Annotated in this window: 19 protein-coding genes; 8 read left to right on the top strand and 11 right to left on the bottom strand. The window is 54.6% G+C overall.

Annotated elements, in window-relative coordinates; translation table 11 throughout:
- Nucleotides 1-151: 151 nt before the first annotated feature.
- On the top strand, nucleotides 152-2,392 hold the full coding sequence (locus N1249_RS15940) for a sensor domain-containing phosphodiesterase (RefSeq protein ID WP_259830993.1): 2,241 nt from the start codon (nucleotides 152-154) through the stop codon (nucleotides 2,390-2,392).
- A 4-nt stretch (nucleotides 2,393-2,396) separates the two neighbouring features.
- Here N1249_RS15940 and ppx read toward each other — a convergent pair whose 3' ends face one another.
- The 4 genes from ppx to purM all read right to left on the bottom strand — a co-directional run bounded on the left by ppx (nucleotide 2,397) and on the right by purM (nucleotide 7,889).
- Nucleotides 2,397-3,944 (bottom strand): exopolyphosphatase, encoded by a 1,548-nt coding sequence (ppx, locus tag N1249_RS15935; RefSeq protein ID WP_259830991.1) that lies wholly within the window; start codon nucleotides 3,942-3,944, stop codon nucleotides 2,397-2,399.
- A gap of 3 nt (nucleotides 3,945-3,947) precedes the next feature.
- Nucleotides 3,948-6,008, bottom strand: coding sequence for a polyphosphate kinase 1 (ppk1, locus tag N1249_RS15930; RefSeq protein WP_259830990.1), 2,061 nt, complete (start codon nucleotides 6,006-6,008; stop codon nucleotides 3,948-3,950).
- A gap of 205 nt (nucleotides 6,009-6,213) precedes the next feature.
- Nucleotides 6,214-6,855 carry a phosphoribosylglycinamide formyltransferase gene (purN, locus tag N1249_RS15925; protein WP_259830980.1) on the bottom strand — a complete coding sequence of 214 codons (642 nt, stop codon included), beginning with the start codon at nucleotides 6,853-6,855 and terminating at the stop codon, nucleotides 6,214-6,216.
- Nucleotides 6,852-7,889 (bottom strand): phosphoribosylformylglycinamidine cyclo-ligase, encoded by a 1,038-nt coding sequence (gene purM, locus N1249_RS15920; RefSeq protein WP_259830978.1) that lies wholly within the window; start codon nucleotides 7,887-7,889, stop codon nucleotides 6,852-6,854. Before purM ends, purN begins: the two co-directional genes overlap by 4 nt.
- 259 nt (nucleotides 7,890-8,148) lie before the next feature.
- Between purM and bglK the strand changes: the two genes are divergently transcribed.
- The 5 genes from bglK to N1249_RS15895 all read left to right on the top strand — a co-directional run bounded on the left by bglK (nucleotide 8,149) and on the right by N1249_RS15895 (nucleotide 13,501).
- Nucleotides 8,149-9,042 carry a beta-glucoside kinase BglK gene (gene bglK, locus N1249_RS15915; protein WP_259830976.1) on the top strand — a complete coding sequence of 298 codons (894 nt, stop codon included), beginning with the start codon at nucleotides 8,149-8,151 and terminating at the stop codon, nucleotides 9,040-9,042.
- A 10-nt stretch (nucleotides 9,043-9,052) separates the two neighbouring features.
- A complete protein-coding gene (locus N1249_RS15910) occupies nucleotides 9,053-10,483 on the top strand; it encodes a 6-phospho-beta-glucosidase (RefSeq protein WP_259830969.1) in 1,431 nt (476 codons plus the stop codon).
- A gap of 217 nt (nucleotides 10,484-10,700) precedes the next feature.
- Nucleotides 10,701-11,327: a uracil phosphoribosyltransferase gene (gene upp / locus N1249_RS15905; RefSeq protein WP_014071296.1), complete on the top strand. Its 627-nt coding sequence runs from the start codon at nucleotides 10,701-10,703 to the stop codon at nucleotides 11,325-11,327.
- Nucleotides 11,328-11,414: 87 nt separating this feature from the next.
- The gene (gene uraA, locus N1249_RS15900; protein WP_014071295.1) at nucleotides 11,415-12,704 is read left to right on the top strand and encodes a uracil permease; all 1,290 of its coding nucleotides are present in this window, start codon (nucleotides 11,415-11,417) and stop codon (nucleotides 12,702-12,704) included.
- 95 nt (nucleotides 12,705-12,799) lie between these two features.
- A complete protein-coding gene (locus N1249_RS15895; protein WP_217187534.1) occupies nucleotides 12,800-13,501 on the top strand; it encodes a DnaA inactivator Hda in 702 nt (233 codons plus the stop codon).
- A 77-nt stretch (nucleotides 13,502-13,578) separates the two neighbouring features.
- Here the strand turns inward: N1249_RS15895 and N1249_RS15890 are convergent, their stop codons facing one another.
- Genes N1249_RS15890 through celB form a run of 3 tightly spaced genes read right to left on the bottom strand, consistent with a single transcriptional unit; the run spans nucleotide 13,579 to nucleotide 17,282 of the window.
- Nucleotides 13,579-15,003: a M17 family metallopeptidase gene (locus tag N1249_RS15890; RefSeq protein WP_259838149.1), complete on the bottom strand. Its 1,425-nt coding sequence runs from the start codon at nucleotides 15,001-15,003 to the stop codon at nucleotides 13,579-13,581.
- Nucleotides 15,003-15,959: a N(4)-(beta-N-acetylglucosaminyl)-L-asparaginase gene (locus N1249_RS15885; protein ID WP_259830959.1), complete on the bottom strand. Its 957-nt coding sequence runs from the start codon at nucleotides 15,957-15,959 to the stop codon at nucleotides 15,003-15,005. The genes N1249_RS15890 and N1249_RS15885 overlap by 1 nt, the downstream gene beginning before the upstream one ends.
- Nucleotides 15,960-15,962: 3 nt before the next feature.
- Nucleotides 15,963-17,282, bottom strand: a complete 1,320-nt coding sequence (celB, locus tag N1249_RS15880) for a PTS cellobiose transporter subunit IIC (protein WP_259830957.1) — start codon at nucleotides 17,280-17,282, stop codon at nucleotides 15,963-15,965.
- A gap of 159 nt (nucleotides 17,283-17,441) precedes the next feature.
- On the opposite strand from celB, the gene N1249_RS15875 reads away from it, so the two are divergent.
- The gene (locus tag N1249_RS15875) at nucleotides 17,442-18,266 is read left to right on the top strand and encodes an XRE family transcriptional regulator (RefSeq protein ID WP_259830956.1); all 825 of its coding nucleotides are present in this window, start codon (nucleotides 17,442-17,444) and stop codon (nucleotides 18,264-18,266) included.
- Here N1249_RS15875 and arsC read toward each other — a convergent pair.
- Nucleotides 18,263-18,619: an arsenate reductase (glutaredoxin) gene (gene arsC, locus N1249_RS15870; RefSeq protein ID WP_014071290.1), complete on the bottom strand. Its 357-nt coding sequence runs from the start codon at nucleotides 18,617-18,619 to the stop codon at nucleotides 18,263-18,265. The genes N1249_RS15875 and arsC overlap by 4 nt on opposite strands.
- Nucleotides 18,620-18,637: 18 nt before the next feature.
- Nucleotides 18,638-20,101, bottom strand: coding sequence for a beta-barrel assembly-enhancing protease (bepA, locus tag N1249_RS15865; protein ID WP_217187389.1), 1,464 nt, complete (start codon nucleotides 20,099-20,101; stop codon nucleotides 18,638-18,640).
- Nucleotides 20,102-20,322: 221 nt separating this feature from the next.
- Between bepA and N1249_RS15860 the strand changes: the two genes are divergently transcribed.
- A complete protein-coding gene (locus N1249_RS15860; protein WP_259830933.1) occupies nucleotides 20,323-21,387 on the top strand; it encodes an AI-2E family transporter in 1,065 nt (354 codons plus the stop codon).
- 77 nt (nucleotides 21,388-21,464) lie between these two features.
- On the opposite strand, the gene bcp is transcribed toward N1249_RS15860, so the two are convergent.
- Complete coding sequence (gene bcp, locus N1249_RS15855; protein WP_166716574.1) at nucleotides 21,465-21,935, bottom strand: thioredoxin-dependent thiol peroxidase; 471 nt, start codon at nucleotides 21,933-21,935, stop codon at nucleotides 21,465-21,467.
- Entirely contained in the window at nucleotides 21,935-22,504 is a 570-nt protein-coding gene (locus tag N1249_RS15850; RefSeq protein ID WP_014071285.1) for a glycine cleavage system transcriptional repressor, read from the bottom strand. The genes bcp and N1249_RS15850 overlap by 1 nt, the downstream gene beginning before the upstream one ends.
- Nucleotide 22,505: the final 1 nt, after the last annotated feature.

Genomic DNA, 22,505 nt, shown 5'->3' with positions numbered 1-22,505 from the left:
AGTTTGATTTAAGTCAACGGATTCCCTGAGCCTCGAACTAAAATCCTTCCTCCTTATGCTCACACAGAGATTGACTGGCGGGCATGTTCGTCAGGTTGGATGCCTGTCTTAATTTACCCACAGGAGCGAATGGGTTTTTAATCGGGCATCTATGAACATTCTCCTCTTCCTGAAAAACAACAAAGATCGCTGGTGGGCGCTTCCGCTAATTTTACCCAGCCTGTTGTTGCCGTCGCTGAGTGTGGTGAATACCTTTTCGCAACTGGGTGATGGACTGGCTGCGCTCTATTATCTCCCTCTCTTTTTCCTGCTGGCCATGATGTTGTTTTTTGGCCTGGCGGCGGTCCCCGGGATTATTCTGGCGCTCTTTTTCCGCTACTACCCTTCGGTTGGGCTGTTTGAAACCGGCGCAGGTATTCTGCATTTTATCGTCCCGCTGGTGCTCAGTTGGGGAGGGTATCGTGTGTTTACCCCCAGACGTAATATGACGGCCTATGGGGATGTGCGCCTGATGGCGCAGCGCATTTTCTGGCAGGTTATTTGCCCGGCCACGCTGTTTCTGTCGTTGTTTCAGTTCGCGGTGTATCTGGGGGTGTATGAGAGCCGTCAGAGCATGGCGGGGCTGAATCCCCTGAATATCCGGACGCTTATCAATTATCAGGCGCTGCTGGTCAGCGGGCTGACGGGCGTACCGTTGAGCTATCTGTTGATTCGTCTGATCCGCAATCCGCGCTACATCAGAGCGTTGATCTCTCAGGTACGTGGGCAGATAGATAAGAAAGTCAGCGTCATGGAGTTCCTGATCTGGGCGGTGATGTTGGGCGGCTTGCTCTCTCTGCTGCTGGTCCCGATGAACGAAAACAGCTCTATTTTCAGCACTAACTACACCTTGTCGCTGCTGATGCCGGTGATGCTCTGGGGCGCAATGCGGTTTGGCTATAAGCTGATGTCGATTATCTGGACGCCGGTGCTGCTGGTGTCTATTCACTACTATTACCGCTACATTCCGCTGCACCAGGGATATGACGTGCAGCTGGCGATCACCTCGTCGAGCTATCTGGTCTTTTCGTTTGTGGTGACTTACATGTCCATGCTGGCGACACGCCAGCGGGCCATTAACATCCGCTCGCGCAGGCTGGCGCTACTCGACCCGGTGGTGCATATGCCAAACCTGCGGGCGTTGTCGCGCGATCTGGCCAAAAATCCGTGGTCGGCGCTTTGTTTGCTGCGTATCCCTGAGCTGGAAGTGTTGGGGCGTAACTATGGCGTGCTGCTGCGCATTCAGTACAAACAAAAGCTGGCGGAGTGGATTAATGGCACGCTTCAGCCCAATGAGCGGGTTTACCATCTTACCGGCTACGATCTGGCCGTACGCCTGAATACCGAGTCACATCAGCAGCGCATCGACACGCTGGATGAGCATATTAAACAGTTCCGGTTTATCTGGGATGGAATGCCGTTGCAGCCCCAGGTGGGCGTCAGTTACTGCTTTGTCCGATCGCCGGTCAATCATCTCTATCTTGTTCTCGGTGAACTGGGGGTCATTGCTGACCTGTCGCTATCAACTAACCATCCTGAAAACCTTCAGCAGCGCGGTGCCGTGAATTTGCAGCGGGATCTGAAGGGCAAAGTGGCGATGATGAACCGGCTCCAGCGCGCGCTGGAGCAGGATGAGTTTACCCTGATGATCCAGCCGGTGCGGGGACTGCGCGGCGATCATTACCATGAAGTGTTGCTAAGGATGCCCGATGAACGGGGTGAACTTATTTCGCCCGATCAGTTCCTGCCGGTGGCTCAGGAGTTTGGTTTGTCATCGCGTGTTGATCTGTGGGTACTGGAACGTACGCTGCGTTTTCTCACTGAGCATCGCGACAGGCTGCCGGGCCAGCGTTTTGCCATTAACCTTGCACCGTCGACGGTGTGTCGGGCGCAACTGCCGCTGGAGGTCAGCCGCCTGCTGAGGAAGTACAGCGTTGAAGCCTGGCAGTTAGTGTTTGAAATCACCGAAAGCAGTAGCTTCGGCAACTCGCCACTGGCGGCGCAAACTCTCAGGCAGTTGCAGCAGATGGGCGTGCGTATTGCCATTGATGATTTCGGTACGGGATACGCCAGCTATGCGCGTCTGAAAAGCGTTGATGCCGATATTCTGAAGATTGATGGCAGCTTTATTCGCAATATTGTGAGCAACAGTCTGGATTATCAGATTGTGGCGTCAATTTGCCATCTGGCCCGGATGAAGAAAATGCTGGTGGTGGCGGAATATGTGGAAACCGAAGAGATACGTAGCGCGGTGCACGCGCTAGGTATCGATTATGTTCAGGGATATCTGATAGGTAAACCGGTGCTGCTGGAATCATTACTCGAAGAGAAGGCGCCCTGTGAGAGCGCCTGAGTCACTAGGCCGCAACGTTCGCGTCAGGTGAACTCTCTTCTTCAATTTTCAGTAACCAGCCGGTCACGGCTTCCCAGTACTGCTGCTCGCGTTCCAGATCCAGCAGCACCAGCGCATTCTGGCTAAACCAGTCATGCGGGAAGCTCAGCGTCCAGTGATGATCGTCCGTTTTCAGGCGCAGCGTCGGCGGTGTGGTGGTCGCCTGGCGCTGGTTATTCAGCAGCACGCTTAAACGCAGCAGCTGAATCAACGGCAGGAACTGCTTTTTCTTAAACAGCGTAAAGCGCGGCAGCTCGTCGAGCTTAATGGCTTTGCGATGGTAACGCACAAGTGTCGCCATCATGATCTGCTGTTCCTGGTTGAAGCCGGGTAAATCACTGTTTTGCAGAATATAAGCCGAATGGCGATGCATTCCGCTGTGATTAATATTCAGACCTACTTCATGCAACATGGCGGCCCATTTCAGCAGTGCGGCCAGCTGCGGATGCGCAAGCTTAGGATTCTGCTCTTGCCACTGGTCATACATTTGGGTCGTGGTGTCCAGCACGCGTTTGGCCTGTTCGCGGTCAATGTTGTACTGGTTAGCCAGGCTTTGCGCCGTGCGGCTGCGGATATCCTGATGACGGAAGCGGCCCTCCATTTCATACAGAACACCTTCACGCAGAGCGCCATCGGAAAGACGTAGCTCCTTAATGGCCAGCGCGTCAAACACGCCGCACAGGATAGCCAGGCCCGGCACAAACACCGCTTTACGTTCGTCGGAAAGACCGGGCAGGCTCAGCGCGTTAAAGCTTTTATGCTTGAGCACCTCTTCGGTGAGCATGGTCAGGCGTTCCGGGGTAATAAAACCGTCTTTTTCACCCATCGCCAGCAGCACTTCGTGCGCCGCTTTGATGCTGCCGGATGCCCCAAGGGCGACGTTCCAGCCCTGAATGCGATACTGCCAGGAGAGCGTTTCCAGCTTTTGAATGGCTGCCATGCGCGCACGCTGGAAGTTTTCGCGGGTGATGGCTCCGCCAGGGAAGTAAATCTGTGCGAAGCTGACACACCCCATACGGCGGCTTTCCACCAGACGGGGTTCGAAGTCTTCGCCAATTACCAGCTCCGTCGAGCCGCCGCCGATATCGATCACCAGCTTGCGGCCTTTTTCGGGCTGCGTGTGTTCCACGCCCATGAAAATCAGACGCGCTTCCTCATTACCCGAGATGATTTCAATCGGGTAGGGGATCACTTTTTCAGCGCGTTTAAGAAATTCCGGCGCGTTCAGCGCCTGGCGCAAGGTATGTGTTCCCACGATACAAACGCTGGAGGGCGAAAAGCCTTGCAGGCGTTCAGCGAACAGAGACAGGCAGTTTAGGCCGCGCTCCATGGCTTCTTCGCTGAGCATACTTCTCTCATCCAGACCGTCCGCCAGATGTACACGTTGCTTCAGACGACCGATTATCTGCAACGCGCCATCCACCTCACGGGCGATGACCATGTGGAAACTGTTAGAGCCAAGATCGACCGCGGCAAATTCCTGCGGTCGTGGAGTCTGATCATTTATCGGCATAGGTTAATCGGGTTGCTCGAGTGATTTGATATAGTCGTAAATCGCCAGCTGTGACCGCACTTTGCGGCGGTTGCCGCGCGGCACATAGCGGTTACTGAGTTCTTTATCGATATGGCGTGCTTTCACCGTATCGCTAAACAAAATCTCGATAATGTCGAGGATCTGCTGCTTCAGTCGGGGATCCAGCAGCGGAGCCGCTACTTCAATTCTGTAATCAATATTGCGTGTCATCCAGTCCGCAGATGAAAGATAAACTTGTTTATCTCCCGCATTATCGAAAATGTAGATCCTGTCGTGCTCCAGATAGCGGTCAACGATGCTGATTACGCGGATATTTTCGCTGATACCTTCCAGTTCCGGGATCAGGGAACACATGCCGCGGATGAGCAGATTGACCGGTACGCCCGAGCTGGACGCAGCGTAAAGTCGGTCGACCAGTCCTTTATCCACCAGGTTGTTAAGTTTCAGCGTGATGCCGGAAGACAACCCTTTTTGCGCATTGGCGATCTCTTTGTCGATCATCTCGTACAGCAGGCGGCGCGAGTTCTGCGGCGACACCAGCAGATAATCGAAACTGACCGGGCGGTACGGGTTCTCAATGAAGTTAAACACCCGACGCACTTCGTTGGTGATGCGCGCATCGGCGGTCAGGAGCGAGTAGTCAGTATAAATTCGTGCAGTCTTCTCGTTAAAGTTACCGGTACCGATATGGGCATAACGCACCACGTCGTCACCCTCTTTACGGGAGATCAGGAACAGCTTGGCGTGAATTTTCAGACCAGGGGCCGAGAAGATAACGTGCACACCCGCTTCCGTCAGACGACGGGCCCAGTGAATGTTGGCTTCTTCGTCGAAACGCGCCTGCAACTCAACGACCACGGTCACTTTCTTACCATTGTGCGCAGCATGGATCATGGCATCAATGATGCGGGAATCTTTGGCCACGCGGTAGATGTTGATCTTGATAGCCAGTACGTTCGGGTCGAAAGAGGCCTGGCGCAGCAGTTCCAGCACGTGTTCAAACGTGTGGTACGGATAGTAGAGCAGCACATCGCGTTCGCGGATGGCATCAAAACCGTTGCGGAATTTATCGAACCAGATATGACGTAAACGCGGCAGCGGTTTGTTGACCAGGTTGGCTTTGCCGACGTTCGGGAAGCCAATAAAGTCTTTAAAGTTGTGGTAGCGACCACCCGGTACGATGGAGTCATAGCGGGAGATCGTCAGTTTTTCGCGCAGCATTTCAACCATGGCGTCTGGCATGTCACGCTGATAAACGAAGCGCACCGGCTCTGCCGTCAGACGCTGTTTCAGGCTGGATGACATCAGCTCCATCAGGCTGGCTTCCATCTCGTGCACCAGGTCATATTCGGCGTCACGGGTCATCTTCATCGAGTAGGCGTTTAACGCATCGTAATCGAAGAAGCCTTTGAAGATATCATCCAGGCAATAACGCAGAATGTTGTCCAGCAGGATCATCGGCTTGCGTCGGCGCGGTGTTTCCGGCGGCAGGTTCACAAAACGTGGTACCTTATCGGACGGGATTTCCAGCAGCGCATAGCGAATAGATTCGCCGCGAATGATCTCAACCGCCAGATAGGTGTAATCATCTTTCAGGAACTGTACCAGGTCGGTTTCGCGGTTAATCAGAATCGGGGTAATGTGCTGGCGCAGATACTGTTTGAAGTAGTGGCGTAACCAGTTTTGTTGGTTAACTGAAAGCTGACGTTCGTTGATCAGGAAGATTTGGTTGCGTGCCATTTCCAGCAGCAGTTCGTTGTACAGACCGTCAAATTCCTGATCGGCTTTCAGCACACGGGCCTGGATTTTGCCAAGCAGATGCCGCGAGTGCGAGTTCAAGCCTTGCTCTTCACTGATGATGATTCGGCGCTTCAGTTCTGCAAAGCGAACTTTATAGAATTCATCCAGGTTGTTGGAATAAATACCCAAAAAACGCATACGCTCGATCAGCGGGTTGGCTTTATCTGCCGCTTCCTGAAGGACACGCTCGTTGAATGCTAACCAGCTTAGCTCTTTCTCGATATATAACTTTTCCTGACCCATTACAGCTCACACTCCAGTTCAATCACAGGACGTGGTAAATCCGTCTCGTCCTTATTATGGCGAGCATTTCCACGATATGTCCAACAGTGCCAGAAAAGTATGACAGTTATTTTTTTTCTGGGGGATTTTAGAGGGTTGAGGGAAGGGAATATCGGGTAATGCAATGTGTAGGTCGGGTAAGCGTAGCGCCACCCGACATAACAAACTACTCTTCCGCCGCATAGCCCTGCGGGGGTAACTGAACGCCGTCCAGCCAGGCCGTGCCGTCGCGCATATCCAGACGCCCGTCGACAAACCAGCTCACTACCAGCGGGTAGATAGCGTGTTCCTGGGTCTGCACGCGCTCTGTCACATCCTCTTCGGTGTCGCCGTCAAATACAGGAACCTTCGCCTGTATAATAACAGGCCCGCCGTCGAGTTCGTCAGTCACGAAGTGTACGGACGTTCCGTGCTCTTCATCGCCATTTTCCAGTACCTGGCGATGGGTATGCAGGCCCGGGTATTTAGGCAGAAGAGAAGGGTGGATATTGAGCAGACGCCCGGAATAGTGAGAAACAAACGCCGGGCTGAGAATACGCATGTATCCTGCCAGCACCACCACATCCGGCGCGTAGGCGTCTATCTCTTGCACCAGCTCGCGGTCAAAGGCTTCACGCCCCGAGAACTGGCTGGCTTCCAGCGCGTGCGCCGGGATATTTGCATCGCGGGCACGCTCAAGGCCGAATGCATCGGCCTTGTTGCTGAAAACTGCACGTATGGTGCCATTAATCTTCTTCTGTTTGCAGGCGTCAATGACCGCCTGCAAATTGCTTCCGTTACCGGAAATGAGCACCACGATGTTTTTCATTCAATGACCACACGCTGTTCGGAATCAGATGCTTTGATGATACCGATTTTCCATGCGTTTTCACCTTTCTCATTCAGAAGGGTAATGGCCTTATCAGCTTCGCTTGCAGGCAGTGCGATGACCATGCCCACGCCGCAGTTAAAGGTGCGATACATTTCATGAGAGCTGACGTTACCTGCGGTTTGCAGCCAGTTAAATACGGACGGCCACTGCCAGGAAGATTCGTCGATCACGGCCTGGGTGTTATCCGGCAGTACGCGTGGAATGTTTTCCCAGAAACCGCCACCGGTCAGGTGGGCAATCGCGTGAACGTCGACGTTCTCGATAAGTTCCAGCACGTTTTTCACGTAGATGCGGGTCGGTGCCAGCAGGTGATCGGCCAGAGGTTTGCCATCCAGTTCAGTGGTTTGTGGGTCGCAACCGCTGACTTCAAGGATTTTACGCACCAGAGAATAACCGTTGGAATGCGGGCCGCTGGAAGCCAGCGCAACCAGCACATCGCCGTCAGCCACTTTGCTGCCGTCGATAATTTCTGATTTTTCTACCACGCCGACGCAGAAGCCAGCGACGTCATAATCTTCACCGTGGTACATCCCTGGCATTTCAGCCGTTTCGCCACCAACCAGTGAACAGCCTGATTGCAGACAACCTTCGGCGATGCCGTTGATCACGCTGGCTGCGGTATCCACATCCAGTTTGCCGGTTGCGTAGTAGTCAAGGAAGAACAGCGGCTCTGCGCCCTGTACCACCAGGTCGTTTACGCACATTGCCACCAGATCGATACCGATCGTGTCATGACGTTTAAGATCCATCGCCAGGCGCAGTTTAGTACCTACACCGTCAGTACCCGAGACCAGAACAGGTTCACGATATTTTTGCGGCAGCGCGCACAGTGCGCCGAATCCACCCAGACCACCCATCACTTCCGGGCGGCGGGTTTTTTTCACCACACCTTTGATTCGGTCAACCAGCGCATTACCTGCGTCAATATCAACACCGGCATCTTTGTAGCTGAGAGAAGTTTTGTTGGTCACGGCTCAAGTCCCCACGCGATTGCATAGCTAGTAAGAAAAATCGGCGCAATTCTAACAGTCCAGGCAAACGTTTGCGAGCCTATTCTGCAACAGAAATGTGAGCAGGGATTTTTTTACTGCTGTGGCGAATGTTCACGCTCAAACTTGATTCCGTTCACGAAAATGAAACCGGTTTCGGGAATCTGCTTGCAAGCGGTTTGCTGAATGAACATCATGAAACTGAAACCGGTTTCAGTTTCATTCAGGAGGGATGAACGTCATGAATATTGCCGCATTCGACATTGGTGGCACCGCATTAAAAATGGGCATCGCAACAACGCAGGGCGAGTTGTTGCACACAGATAAAGCCGCCATTAAGAACAGCGACGGTGATGCCATCCTTTCAGAAATGCTGCATTGGGTGGCGTTACACCCGGACCTTGAGGGTATCGCCATCAGCGCGCCAGGCTACGTCAATCCCCATACCGGATACATCGAGATGGGCGGGGCGATCCGCCGCTTCGATAACTTTGCGATGCAGGCGTGGCTGAGTGCGCAAACGGGTTTACCGGTCACCGTTGAAAATGACGCTAACTGCGTGCTTCTGGCCGAACGCTGGCAGGGGAAAGCGGCCGGGACTGATAATTTTCTGGTGCTGACCATCGGTACCGGGATCGGCGGCGCGATTTTCTGTAACGGCCAGCTGGTTCACGGCGCACGTTTTCGTGCCGGGGAATTCGGCTACATGCTTACCGAACGCGCAGACTCCAGAAAAGTCTCCCGTCACTCCATGAATGAAAACTGCACCCTGCGTACGCTTCGCAAGCGCTATGCCGACTATCACGGCCTGGGGCTGGAGGAGGTCACTGGAGAGACGATTTTTGATGGTTACGATGCGGGCGATGTGGTTTGCCATCGCCTGGTCGATGACTTCCTCAACGGCATTGCGACAGGGCTTTACAACCTGGCAAATGTCTTCGATCCACACACCATTTTTATCGGCGGCGGTATCGCAGAGCGCCCCGGGTTTATGGATTTACTTCGCACGCATCTTACGTGGTTTGGCATCGCAGATATTGTCGATGTCGTGAGCCACGGCAACAGCGCCGGCCTGATTGGCGCGGTTTACCACTTCAGACAGCAGTATCCGTCAGCAATCAGCAACATTGAATGAGGGAAAGCGAATGCCAGGATTTAAAGAAGGTTTTCTGTGGGGCGGCGCGGTTGCCGCACATCAGCTGGAAGGCGGCTGGAAAGAGGGCGGCAAAGGCATTAGCGTCGCCGACGTGATGACCGCAGGCGCGCACGGCGTACCGCGTGAGATCACCAACGGCGTATTGCAGGGAAAAAATTACCCGAACCATGAAGCCATCGACTTCTACCATCGCTATAAAGAAGACATCCGACTCTTTGCCGAAATGGGGTTCAAATGTTTCCGAACTTCTATCGCCTGGACGCGCATTTTCCCGAAAGGGGATGAGCTGGAGCCTAACGAGGCTGGCCTGAAATTCTACGACGACCTGTTCGACGAATGCCTGAAGTACGGCATAGAACCGGTCATCACGCTCTCGCACTTCGAGATGCCTTTCCATCTTGTCACTGAATACGGCGGCTGGCGTAACCGCAAACTGATTGATTTCTTTGTGCGTTTCTCAAAAGTGGTCTTCCAGCGCTACCAGCATAAAGTGAAGTACTGGATGACCTTCAACGAGATCAACAACCAGGCAAATTTCCACGAAGACTTCGCGCCGTTTACCAACTCCGGGCTGAAGTACGAGCCGGGCGAAGACCGCGAGCCGGTGATGTTCCAGGCGGCGCACTACGAGCTGGTGGCCAGCGCGCTGGCCGTAAAAGCCGGACGCGAAATTAACCCGTCGTTGCAGATTGGCTGCATGATTGCTATGTGTCCGATTTATCCGCTGACCTGCGCGCCAGACGACATGATGATGGCGATGAATGCGATGCACCGTCGCTACTGGTTTACCGATGTGCACGTACGCGGCAAGTATCCGCAGCATCTGCTTAACTACTTTGAGCGTCGTGGCTTCGCGCTGGATATTACCGCCGAAGATAAAGCCGCGCTGAAGCAAGGCTGCGTGGATTACATCGGTTTCAGCTATTACATGTCATTCGCCACTAAAGCCACGGCAGATAACCCGCAGCTGGATTACGACGAGAGCAAGAGCCTGGTCTCTAACCCGTATGTGCAAAAATCTGACTGGGGCTGGCAGATTGACCCGGTTGGCCTGCGTTATTCCCTGAACTGGTTCTGGGATCACTACCAGCTGCCGCTGTTTATCGTGGAGAACGGTTTCGGCGCAATCGACGTGCAGGAGAGTGACGGTACGGTGAACGACCAGTACCGCATTGATTATCTTGCGGCGCACATCAGCGAGATGAAAAAGGCGGTGGTGGAAGACGGCGTTGATCTGATGGGTTACACCCCGTGGGGCTGTATCGACCTGGTTTCCGCCGGTACCGGCGAGATGAAAAAACGCTACGGTTTTATCTTTGTCGATAAAGACAATGAAGGAAACGGTACGCTGAACCGCAGTAAGAAGAAGTCGTTCGAGTGGTATCAGCAGGTTATTGCGAGCAACGGCGATAACCTGTAATTGTCGGGTGGCGCTAACGCTTACCCGACCTACACTACACGTAGGCCCGCGTAAGCGCAGCGCCACCGGGCAGAACCCCGCACCCAAGCCGGAGTCTCACCTCCGGTTTTTTTGTTTTTGCTTGATGTACATCAAGCAAGATGGGTATGGCGCAATCCGAAAAAAGCGGTATAATCCCGCGATTTTTTTGCGGTTGCCACCTCAGAGGAGAAAGAGAATGAAGATTGTGGAAGTGAAACACCCACTCGTTAAACACAAGCTGGGCCTGATGCGTGAGCATGACATCAGCACGAAGCGTTTTCGCGAACTGGCATCGGAAGTGGGTAGCCTGCTGACTTACGAAGCAACCTCTGACCTGGCAACTGAAAAAGTGACCATCGAAGGCTGGAACGGTCCGGTTCAGGTCGAGCAGATCAAAGGTAAGAAAATTACCGTGGTGCCAATCCTGCGTGCGGGTCTGGGCATGATGGAAGGTGTGCTGGAGCACGTTCCGAGCGCGCGTATCAGCGTAGTCGGTATTTACCGTAATGAAGAGACGCTGGAGCCGGTTCCGTATTTCCAGAAGCTGGTGTCTAACATCGACGAGCGTATGGCGCTGGTTGTTGACCCTATGCTGGCGACCGGCGGCTCTATGATCGCCACCATCGACCTGCTGAAAAAAGCGGGCTGCAGCAGCATTAAAGTTCTGGTTCTGGTTGCGGCACCTGAAGGTATCGCGGCGCTGGAAAAAGCGCATCCGGATGTTGAGCTTTACACCGCATCTATCGACCAGGGGCTGAACGAGCACGGGTACATTATCCCGGGGCTTGGCGATGCCGGCGATAAGATTTTTGGTACTAAATAATCGAATAACAAATGAAAAGCCGACTTTGATAGTCGGCTTTTTTTTGAATAAAACGTCCCACAACAAACAACACTTGAGGAAAACACTATGACGCGCCGTGCTATCGGGGTGAGTGAAAGACCGCCGCTTTTACAGACAATCCCGCTTAGTTTGCAGCACCTGTTCGCCATGTTTGGCGCAACCGTGCTGGTGCCAATCCTGTTTCACATTAACCCGGCTACCGTGCTGCTGTTTAACGGTGTCGGTACGCTGCTTTACCTCTTTATCTGTAAAGGCAAAATCCCGGCGTATCTGGGGTCGAGCTTTGCCTTTATCTCGCCAGTGTTGCTGCTGCTGCCGTTAGGTTATGAAGTGGCGCTGGGTGGTTTTATCATGTGCGGCGTGCTGTTCTGTCTGGTTTCCTTCATTGTGAAAAAAGCGGGTACAGGCTGGCTGGATGTGATGTTCCCGCCTGCGGCGATGGGCGCAATCGTTGCCGTCATCGGTCTTGAACTGGCGGGTGTTGCGGCAAATATGGCGGGCCTGCTGCCTGCTGACGGCCAGTCACCGGATTCCAAAACCATCATCATCTCGCTGGTAACGCTGGGTGTGACCGTATTTGGCTCGGTGCTGTTCCGCGGATTTATGGCCATTATCCCGATCCTTATCGGTGTGCTGGCGGGTTATGCGCTCTCCTTCGTGATGGGTGTTGTGGATACCACTCCTATCGCGCAGGCGCACTGGTTCGCGCTGCCAACCTTCTACACGCCGCGTTTCGAATGGTTTGCTATTTTCACCATTCTGCCTGCGGCGCTGGTGGTTATCGCTGAACACGTGGGTCACCTGGTGGTGACGGCTAACATCGTTAAGCGTGACCTGATCCGCGACCCGGGTCTGCACCGTTCAATGTTTGCTAACGGCCTTTCTACGATTATCTCCGGTTTCTTCGGTTCTACGCCTAACACCACTTACGGTGAGAACATCGGCGTAATGGCGATCACCCGTGTATACAGCACCTGGGTTATCGGTGGTGCGGCGATTATCGCGATCCTGCTCTCCTGTGTGGGCAAGCTGGCCGCTGCTATTCAGATTATCCCGGTTCCGGTCATGGGCGGTGTTTCTCTGCTGCTGTACGGGGTGATCGGTGCATCCGGTATTCGCGTACTGATTGAATCTAAAGTGGATTACAGCAAAGCACAAAACCTGATCCTGACCTCTGTTATCCTGATCATCGGCGTGAGCGGTGCGAAGGTACACATTGGTGCGGCAGAGCTGAAAGGCATGGCGCTGGCCACCATCGTGGGTGTGGCGCTGAGCCTGATCTTCAAACTGATCTCCGTTCTGCGCCCGGAAGAAGTTGTTCTGGATGCTGACGACAGCGAAAAAGCACCACATTGATCTCAAAACCGGGCGGATGATCCGCCCGGTTCTCACCTTGCAGGTTCCGTGCTAAACTCGTTGCCGATTTTATGTAAGATCTGGTTGAGGTATTTCTGAACGGACCGGCACAGCTCTCTCTGCCACTTTATCTACCTGACGACGAAACTTTCGCGAGTTTCTGGCCGGGCGATAACCCCTCTTTACTGGCTGCACTGCAAAACGTGTTGCGCCAGGAACACAGCGGATACATCTATATCTGGTCACGCGAAGGCGCGGGGCGCAGCCATCTTTTGCACGCTGCCTGCGCGGAGCTTTCTGCGCGCGGTGATGCAGTAGGCTATGTGCCGCTGGATAAGCGCACCTGGTTCGTACCCGAAGTGCTGGAGGGAATGGAACACCTCTCTTTGGTCTGCATCGACAATATCGAATGCGTCGCGGGAGATGAGCCGTGGGAAATGGCGATGTTTAATCTCTATAACCGCATCCTGGAATCGGGTAAAACCCGGCTGCTGATCACCGGCGATCGTCCACCGCGTCAGCTCAATCTGGGGCTGCCGGATCTGGCTTCGCGCCTGGACTGGGGGCAAATCTACAAATTGCAGCCACTCTCTGATGAAGACAAACTCCAGGCGCTGCAACTGCGGGCAAGACTGCGTGGATTTGAACTCCCGGAAGACGTGGGTCGCTTCCTGCTCAAGCGACTGGATCGCGAAATGCGCACGCTGTTTGATACGCTCGATCAGCTCGATCGCGCCTCTATTACCGCCCAGCGTAAGCTGACCATTCCGTTTGTGAAAGATATTCTCAAGCTTTGAGTTTGCTCGCCCGGTGGCGCTGTGCTTACCGGGCCTACGAAAACCCGCCACGGTCTAGCCGCCACCCGGCATAACATTCAGGCACTATCCCCCAACAAGTGCTCCATGAGCAGCGGAATCGGCCTTCCCGATGCCACACTCCGTCCATTTTCACGCCACAACGCCGTACCGCTAATATCCAGATGTGCCCACGGGATCGTCGGCGGGCAGAAATGGTGCAGTAGCCAGGCCGCCGACGCGCTAATCGCTGCGTTGTTGGTAGGCGTGTTGCACAGATCGGCGATGGCACTGTCGGTCTGCTTTTTCAGCCGCGCATCCAGCGGCAGCGACCACACCTCATCGCCGCTCTGTTGACCTGCCCGGGTGAGCGCATGGCGTAATGGCTCATCCTGGGTCATCAGTCCACTTAGCTCATATCCCAGCGCTTTTACCACCGCACCGGTTAACGTCGCTATATCAATAATATAGCACGCCTGCGGATGGCGCTTGCTGGCCCAGGCGATAGCGTCTGCCAGCACCAGTCGCCCTTCAGCATCGGTATTGTTGATTTCCACCGTGGTCCCATTGCAGGCCGTCGCCACGGTGCCGGGCTGCATGGCATCCGGGCCAATCGCATTCTCTGCCAGGGCCAGCACGCCCATGATCCGAATGGGCAGGCCCAGCTCTGCAACGCTGAGCATCAACCCCAGCACGTTTGCCGCGCCGCACATGTCGTACTTCATGGTGTACATACCCGCGCCTTCTTTCAGCCACAGGCCGCCGGTATCAAACGTGATGCCTTTGCCCACGTAGCAACGCACCGGGCCGTCTGGCACGCCGTTATAGTGGATGACCAGCAGGCGCGGTGGGCAGGTGGCGCCTTTACCAACGGCGTGCAGCAGCCCCAGACCTTGCGCCACGATCTGCCGTTCATCAAGCACCTCGCAGTGCAGGCCAGGGAAGGCTGCGCATAGTTTCTGCGCCTCTTCGACCATAAACTGTGGGGTACAACGATCGGAAGGGAGATCGGCAAGGCGTCTTGCGGCGACCATGCCCTGTGCAATGGACTGCTGCTGGCGAAAGAAAGTTTCCAGGCGTGCCTGCTGTTCCGACCGACAAAGGGCGGTAATGTGGCAAAGACGGACGGCGGTGTCGTCGGTTTTCTTCAGCTGTAAATCGCTCAGGGAATGGGCCTTATTAAAGAGAAACCGGAGCACCTGCGCCAGCACCGTATCGTGGATGTTCGTCACATCAAGCACCACCTCACGGCTGACGGGGGGGGCGAACAGGGGGCGCAGTGCGGCAAGTAAGCCCCCGGTCAGTACGTCGTGCCACAAAGCCTCTGGCAGCAGGGTTATCCGGGAAAACGGGGCACAGCCAAAACGGGTATCAGCGACAGTTTTCTGTTCACGCATCTCGGCGATAAGTGCCGTGTCCGGCAGGTGTGAACAGGATGAACAGGCTATCAGGTGACTGTGCGGCTTAGCCTGTGAAAGGGTGGTTATGAGTTGCCAGGTGATCATCATTCTTCCTCAATCGGGGCGCGAATACGCGCGGCATAAGCCTGCATCCATTCATCATCGACGGCGTGATAATGGGTTTTCTCCCGCAGCCGCTCGGTGCGAAACACCGTGAGCGGCTGGCGGGCGGTGGCAACCACAAACGAGAAGGTTTTGATATTGGTGGCTGCGCCGAATTCGCCTTTGTTATTCATGCAGACCACGGAGAGATCCCCCACGCGGCCAAAACGAGACATCAGCTTATCTTCCAGCTCAAAAACCACCGAGTCTGCCGCCTGTTGCGGTGACATTCCCTGCGCCATCCGGCGCACAATTTCGTAGCTGGTGCAGCCTTTCATCAGATCTTCACCCACGCCGGTGGCGGTGGCGGCACCGGTTTCACTGTCACAGTAAAAGCCGGAGCCAATAATGGGCGAATCACCAATGCGGCCACGTTTTTTCATAAACAGGCCGCTGGTGGAGGTTGCCACGCTCATCGAGCCCTGTTTATCCAGGCCGATAATGCCGACGGTATCGTGGCCATCGTATGGGCTTAAGCCCTTATCCAGCGTTTCGCGGCAGCGTTTGCGGTAATGCTGCATGGCGCGGTCGGTTAGCATGGTTTTGTCGGCAAAGCCCTGGCTCAGAGCCCACTCGCGTGCGCCCTGGCCAACCAGCAGGCTGTTATAGCGCTGGCGGCTTAATGCGTGGGCAACGCGCACCGGGTTGGCAATATCCACCAGATTACCCACGGCGCCAAAGGCCAGCGAATCGCCATCCATGTACGCGGCGTCGAGTTCCACCTCGCCATTCTCCGTGGGCAGCCCGCCATAGCCGACCGATTTATATAACGGGAAGTCCTCTACGGTAGCGACAGCATCCACTACCGCTGTTGCCACCGGTTTCCCCGCAGCCAGCGCAGACGCAGACTCCGTTACCCCTTCAAGCGCCATTCGCCAGGTTGCGATAATTCCCCACATGCTTTACTCCTGTTTAGCCAGCGTGGTTTCGGTTTGCGTAAGAGTGGCAACTTCCGCCGCGCGGTACTGTTTATCCACGATACGCATGAAAGGCAGGTACAGCATGGCGCCAATCAGCAAGTTAATAAGCTGCATGACGCTGCCGCTGAGATGGCCGGTGACGATAAAACCGCTGATAACGGGAGGCAGCGTCCAGGGGATAAAGACCCCGGTGGTGACGGCAACCGCACCGAGTTTCATCGCCGCATACTGCACGGTGACCAGCACCAGCGGGACAAGATTGAAAGGGATAAGCATGATGGGGTTCATGATAACCGGCAGGCCAAACAATATCGGCTCGTTGATATTGAATACCGAGGCGCCCGCACCGAGACGCGCCACTTCGCGCATGTTTTTACTGCGGGCGAAAATCAGCATGGCTATCACCAGCGACAGGGTTGCACCTGCACCACCCATCCAGATCATGTCAAAAAACTGTTCGGTAATAATGTGCGGCGGGGTTGTACCAGCCTGAATAGCGGCGATGTTATCGGTCTGGTTCTCCATCCACAGCGGGCGAATAATGCCGTTGATCATCGAGCCGGAGTTAATGCCCACTGACCACAGGATAGTGATACTGAATACCGTCATCAGCGCGCCAAAGTAGGACGTGCCGTAGTGGCGCACCGGCGTGGCAACGACCTCGTAAATAAACTGGTGAATGGTGTGGTAGTGAGTGTTTTCGAAGACGATGCGGATAATCAGCACCAGAATCATGACCAGCAGCGCCGGGATCAGCGCCGCAAACGACTCCTGCACCGCTGGCGGTACACCCTCAGGCATTTTGATGACCAGATTTTTGCGCTTCAGCCAGCAGAACAGTTCCGTCCACAGCAGCGAGCCGATCATCGCCACAAACAGCCCTTTACTGCCTATCCACTCTACCGGCATCACGGTAATACCACCGTTTTCGGCTACCTTGATGAAAGGCGTCAGGATCAGGAATGCCACAAGTGCCAGAATGCCGCAGGAGATGCGGTCTTCGCCGTAATGCTCGGCCAGGCGGAAGGCGACCAGGAAGCTAATAAACAACGACATGGTCGAGAACACCGCATTGAACGGGATTTCGATAATCGCGCTCCAGCTCTCACCAAAGGCCTGCGCCATAAAGTGCTGATAGGTTTGATTCGGGAACGACGAGATCACCAGCAGTATCGAGCCAACGATGATAAATGGCATGAATGAAACGTAGGCCCCGCGAATGGCCCCAAGATGACGCTGCTGTGCCGTTTTCGCTGCCAGCGGCATCAGTTTTGCTTCAAGAAATCCCAGAACATTGTTCATTGTGAACTCCGTACAAGATTGAGTGGTGTTGTTTATGTTATGTCTGTGGATTATCAGTGAAGCGGGGTGGCTGAAAGGTGAAATCGGTCACATTGTATTCGCTGAGATAGTATAAATCTCATAAGATTGGTTATAAGAAAATTAACTGGGATCCTCGCGATGGAAATCAAACTGCACGCCAACGCCACAACCACACCGCGTATTCGTCGCTATCTTCAGCAGTCTGATAAGAGCGACAGGGATCTGGCCATCGAGCTTGGGATCTCTGTGACCACCGTCAGGCGCTGGCGCAATCGTGAACAGGTTTCAGATAATCACACCACGCCAAAAGTGATACACAAAGCGATGAGACAAGAGCAGGTTTTACTGGTTAATCTCCTTCGCGATACCACTGGCGCACCGCTGGATGAGTTACTCCTGCTGGTCAATGAAGGGCTGGGGATTACTGTTTCACGCGCCACGCTGAACCGCTACCTGAAACCCGCGTCGGCAAAAGCCAGAAATGCACCGTTACAGGGGAAAAAGGCATTAAAGGCCGGTGTTGTGCCCCGACAGCTGGCGTTGCACCATCAGCCGTTATCACTGCATATGGATGACGGCGGAGAGCAACATCTGCTGTGGGCGCGTGAGCCTGTGAGCGGGTGGTTTTATGCCCGTCTGTACGCCGGAATTTCACCCCAGCTGCTGACGAACTGGGCGCAGGCGCTGCTGGATGCCTGTCCGGCTGATATACAATCTCTTGAGACTTTTGGTTTTGGCGTCGCTCTGCCGGGGCGTGATATCGCGGTGAAGGTCCATGCGGTAAAACACAATGCCGTGCAGGTGGCGGTTCCGTTAGGGGAGATTATTCCGCGGGTGAATGTTGAACCGGCCGGGCAGCTCTTGATCCAGATGTGTGATTTCTACAACCAGGGGAAAACGCAGAAAAAGCTGGGGGATTGTACGCCGCAGGCTTTTCTCGAAGCACTGCGGCGTCAGGATTAGAGGATTTCGAGCACGTCTTCCGGCGGGCGACCAATACGTGCCTGGCCGTTAGCCACGACTATCGGGCGCTCAATCAGCTTTGGATTTTCAACCATCGCCTGAACCAGCTGGTCCTCCGTAAGATGCGAATCGTCCAGATTGAGCGACTTATACAGGTCTTCTTTCTGGCGCATCAGTTCTCTTGCGCTACCCATTCCCAGCATGTGCAGCAGCTGGCGGATAGTCTGCGCATCCGGCGGTGTTTCCAGATACAGCACCACGTCAGGATCCACGCCATTAGACTTCAGCAGGCTGAGGGTGTCGCGGCTCTTGGAGCAGCGAGGGTTGTGGTAGATTTTTACCGCGTCTGTCATGACCTGATCTCTCCTTTATTACATCTTTTCATACGGCTTGAAGCGCTGCTGCAAACCACGCAGCTGATCGATTCGGGCATCGTAGCGAGCCTGTTGCAGGCTGCCGAGCTTAACCTGCGAGCTGGCACTGCTTAACAGCGAAATTGCCTGATCGAGACGGCCGACCAGCGCAAAACCTTCAGCACGCGCCGCCAGCTCCTGATCGCGGTTGCCCAGCTGTGCTTCCGCTTGCGCCAGTAAATCCCAGCCGTTCTGGTCGTCTTTATTATTAAAGGTGTAGCGGTTAAGAATGTTCGCCGCTTCGTTTGGCTGACCGCCCTGTAAGTAAGCATTCGCCAGGTTTAATTGCAGTACCGGGTTGGTGCGCACATCTTTTGCACCCTTCAGGCGATTAATGGCATCGGTGGCTTTTTTCTGTCCCAGATCGATATCAGTGGCAAGGTCGAGATACCACGGATTATTCGGGTCTGCCGACAGAAGAGGTTGCAGCGCTTTGCGCGCTTCATCGTATTTATCGGCTTCCATCGCCTGCAACGCCTGGCCGTACTGCGCTGCATTTTTCTCGCGCACGTTGCCTTTAGCCAGCGCATCCAGCAGATCGCTGGTGAGCATATTACGCCCGGATTTATACATCCCCAGCGTTCTCACTTTCGCCATATAGAAATCTTGCGACGACTGCACCACCACCGGACGCATCTGGTTGGCGCGGTTACGCGCATCTGACAGACGGCTTTCCGGCAGGGGGTGAGTCAGCAAGATTTCAGGTGGGCGTGTGGAATACCGTGCCTGATCGAGCAGTTTTTCCAGGAAGGTTGGCATGGCCTGCGGATCAAACCCTGCACGCTGCAACACCTGAATACCGATGCGGTCAGCTTCCTGTTCGTTCTGCTGAGTAAAACTGATCATGCCCTGGCGCGTACCGGCCAGCGTACCGGTTAACGCTGCCATCCCGGCCTGAGGGCTGGCCATTGCCAGCAGAATCGAGCCCAGTGCGCCAACCCAGGTCAGCGGGGCATTACGTTTCTGGTCTTCCATCGCGCGCGCCAGATGGCGCTGCGTGACGTGGGAGATTTCGTGCGCCATTACCGAAGCGAGCTGGCTTTCGTTATCGGAGTAGCGGAATAACGCCGAATGCAGCACCACGTTGCCGCCAAAGAAGGCGAAGGCGTTGATTTCGTCGTTATTGATTAAATAGAAGTGGAACGGGGTTTTCACCGAGTTGGCGTGCGCGACAAGTCGCATCCCCAGGCCGTTGATGTATTGCACCAGCAGCGGGTCATTAATGAGCGGAGCACTGCCGCGCAACTGGCGAACGTAGTAGTCACCCATTTGCATCTCCTGCCCGATGGAGAGCGTGCTTCCTGCTGAGGTGCCCATATCCGGCAAGGTATCGGCCGAGTCGGCAAAAGCAGGCATGACCTGACCGACTGTCAGTGCGGCGATAAGTGTCGCAACCAGCGTTTTTCTCAACTGCCTGAACATAACCACTGTCCTGTATTTTGGGTGTGCTAATTTGACCGACGAACCCGTACTTCGTTCATCACCACTGCCCTGCGAGTGTAGCCGTGTTGCCGCATGAAGAAAATCCCATTCATCAGGCTTTTGCGGATCGTTACAGTGATACAAAAAGCGAAAGTCTTTTTTGTGACAGTTAGATACAATTCACATTCTCACTCCCGCCATTCGATTCAGGGAAGGGTTGTATGCTCGAAATGTTAATGCAGTGGTACCGGCGTCGTTTTAGCGACCCGGAAGCCATTGCTTTGCTCGTCATTCTGGTTGCCGGATTCGGTATTCTGTTCTTCTTTAGCGGCCTGCTGGCTCCGCTGCTGGTGGCCATCGTTCTGGCGTATCTGCTGGAATGGCCAACGGTGCGCCTGGAAAATATCGGCTGCTCCCGTCGCTGGGCGACCAGCATTGTGCTGGTGTTGTTTGTCGGCATCCTGTTGCTGATGTCTTTTGTGGTGATGCCGGTTGCCTGGCAGCAGGGCATTTACCTGATCCGCGATATGCCTGGCATGTTGAATAAGCTCTCCGACTTTGCCGCCACGCTACCGCGCCGTTATCCCGCGTTGATGGACGCCGGGATTATCGATGCAATGGCCGAAAATATGCGCGCCCGGATCATGACGATGGGGGATTCCGTGGTGAAATACTCCCTGGCGTCCCTGGTTGGGCTGCTGACGCTGGCGGTGTATCTGGTGCTGGTTCCGTTAATGGTTTTCTTCCTGGTCAAAGATAAAGATCAGATGCTGAACGCGGTGCGGCGCATTCTGCCACGTAATCGCGGTCTGGCCGGGCAGGTCTGGGAAGAGATGAACCAGCAGATCACCAACTACATTCGCGGCAAGGTACTGGAGATGATTGTGGTGGGTGTGGCGACCTGGATTGGCTTCCTGATCTTCGGTCTGAACTACTCACTGCTGCTGGCGGTGCTGGTGGGGCTTTCGGTGCTCATTCCGTATATCGGCGCCTTTGTGGTGACAATCCCGGTGGTGGGTGTGGCGTTGTTCCAGTTTGGTCTGGGCACCGAGTTCTGGAGCTGCTTCGCGGTCTACCTGATCATTCAGGGGCTGGACGGCAATCTGCTGGTGCCGGTGCTGTTCTCAGAGGCCGTGAACCTGCATCCGCTGGTGATTATCTTATCGGTGGTGATTTTTGGCGGGCTGTGGGGATTCTGGGGCGTGTTCTTTGCCATTCCGCTGGCGACGCTGATTAAGGCGGTGGTTCACGCGTGGCCGGATGTGCCAGCGATTGACGAGACGTAGGTTTTGTCGGGTGGCGGCTCCGCCTTACCCGACCTACACACTAAAAACGGCAACCTGGGTTGCCGTTTTGCTGTTTATCACGCGTTCTCTTTCAGCCAGTTCAACACCACGTCGTGGTGATTGCTGGTTTTGAAGTCATCAAACACATGCTCAACTTTACCGTCAGCGTCGACCAGGAAGCTGATGCGATGAATACCGTCGTAGGTTTTACCCATAAAGGTTTTCTCGCCCCAGACACCAAACTGCTCGCACACCTGGTGCTCCTCGTCGGAAAGCAGCGTGAAGTTCAGCAGCTCTTTCTCAGCAAAACGTGACAGCTTTTCTGGTTTGTCGGTGCTGATCCCCAGCACTTCCACACCGACTTTTTTCAACTCGTCCATGTTGTCGCGTAAACCGCAGGCCTGTACGGTACAGCCCGGCGTCATGGCTTTCGGGTAGAAATAGACCAGAACACGCTGTCCCTGGAAGTCGGTTAAATTTACTTGCTCGCCGTCTTGGTCCGGCAGGCTAAATTTCGGTGCGATGTCACCGGCTTTCAGTGGATTCATTAATCAACTCCATCTTGTTCATGCTGCGAATAATTGACGACGCTTATACTGCCTTGCGCGTTTAATTCTGTACAGAGGGCTTTAAACGCTTGCTCGATATTTGACGCATCCTGCGAGGCAGGGCAGTGCGCAGTAATCTGAATAAACAGCATTGGAAGTGCGCTGTCATCGCCGGTCTGGGTACGGGAAACCAGCTCAGCAATGTTCATCTGATGGCTGTCAAAAAGCGCAGTAAAGCGTTCAATAAGATGCGGTGAGTCAGGGACTTCAACCTGCACCCACACGGTTGCAGGCATAGCAGGACGCGGGCGAGCCGTGGTGCGTTTCATCACGATCAGTAAATCCAGCTCCGCGCCTTTAAGCGGCAGGGTGGATTCAATCAGCGTAATGGCGTTCCATGTCCCGGAAAGCAACATAATAAATGTGAACTCTTCGCCCAGCATCGCCAGGCGGCTGTCTTCAATATTACAGCCGCAACTGCTTACGTGGCGGGTGATGGTATTCACGATACCCGGCCTGTCAGCACCCAGCGCAGTGATAACCAGGTAATGTTGTGATGAGGTTGTCAAA

Source organism: Enterobacter sp. CP102 (assembly GCF_025152625.1).
Classification (GTDB): domain Bacteria; phylum Pseudomonadota; class Gammaproteobacteria; order Enterobacterales; family Enterobacteriaceae; genus Enterobacter; species Enterobacter soli.
This window is presented reverse-complemented; position numbering and strand designations above follow the sequence as displayed.

What these genes read in the sequence shown, in the direction of transcription:
- purN (WP_259830980.1), bottom strand. Translation starts at nt 6,855, where the DNA reads ATGAAAAACATCGTGGTGCTCATTTCCGGTAACGGAAGCAATTTGCAG.
- N1249_RS15875 (WP_259830956.1), top strand. Translation starts at nt 17,442, where the DNA reads ATGGAAATCAAACTGCACGCCAACGCCACAACCACACCGCGTATTCGT.
- N1249_RS15910 (WP_259830969.1), top strand. Translation starts at nt 9,053, where the DNA reads ATGCCAGGATTTAAAGAAGGTTTTCTGTGGGGCGGCGCGGTTGCCGCA.
- celB (WP_259830957.1), bottom strand. Translation starts at nt 17,282, where the DNA reads ATGAACAATGTTCTGGGATTTCTTGAAGCAAAACTGATGCCGCTGGCA.
- upp (WP_014071296.1), top strand. Translation starts at nt 10,701, where the DNA reads ATGAAGATTGTGGAAGTGAAACACCCACTCGTTAAACACAAGCTGGGC.
- ppk1 (WP_259830990.1), bottom strand. Translation starts at nt 6,008, where the DNA reads ATGGGTCAGGAAAAGTTATATATCGAGAAAGAGCTAAGCTGGTTAGCA.
- bglK (WP_259830976.1), top strand. Translation starts at nt 8,149, where the DNA reads ATGAATATTGCCGCATTCGACATTGGTGGCACCGCATTAAAAATGGGC.
- bepA (WP_217187389.1), bottom strand. Translation starts at nt 20,101, where the DNA reads ATGTTCAGGCAGTTGAGAAAAACGCTGGTTGCGACACTTATCGCCGCA.
- ppx (WP_259830991.1), bottom strand. Translation starts at nt 3,944, where the DNA reads ATGCCGATAAATGATCAGACTCCACGACCGCAGGAATTTGCCGCGGTC.
- N1249_RS15890 (WP_259838149.1), bottom strand. Translation starts at nt 15,003, where the DNA reads ATGATCACCTGGCAACTCATAACCACCCTTTCACAGGCTAAGCCGCAC.
- N1249_RS15885 (WP_259830959.1), bottom strand. Translation starts at nt 15,959, where the DNA reads ATGTGGGGAATTATCGCAACCTGGCGAATGGCGCTTGAAGGGGTAACG.
- bcp (WP_166716574.1), bottom strand. Translation starts at nt 21,935, where the DNA reads ATGAATCCACTGAAAGCCGGTGACATCGCACCGAAATTTAGCCTGCCG.
- arsC (WP_014071290.1), bottom strand. Translation starts at nt 18,619, where the DNA reads ATGACAGACGCGGTAAAAATCTACCACAACCCTCGCTGCTCCAAGAGC.
- uraA (WP_014071295.1), top strand. Translation starts at nt 11,415, where the DNA reads ATGACGCGCCGTGCTATCGGGGTGAGTGAAAGACCGCCGCTTTTACAG.
- N1249_RS15860 (WP_259830933.1), top strand. Translation starts at nt 20,323, where the DNA reads ATGCTCGAAATGTTAATGCAGTGGTACCGGCGTCGTTTTAGCGACCCG.
- N1249_RS15940 (WP_259830993.1), top strand. Translation starts at nt 152, where the DNA reads ATGAACATTCTCCTCTTCCTGAAAAACAACAAAGATCGCTGGTGGGCG.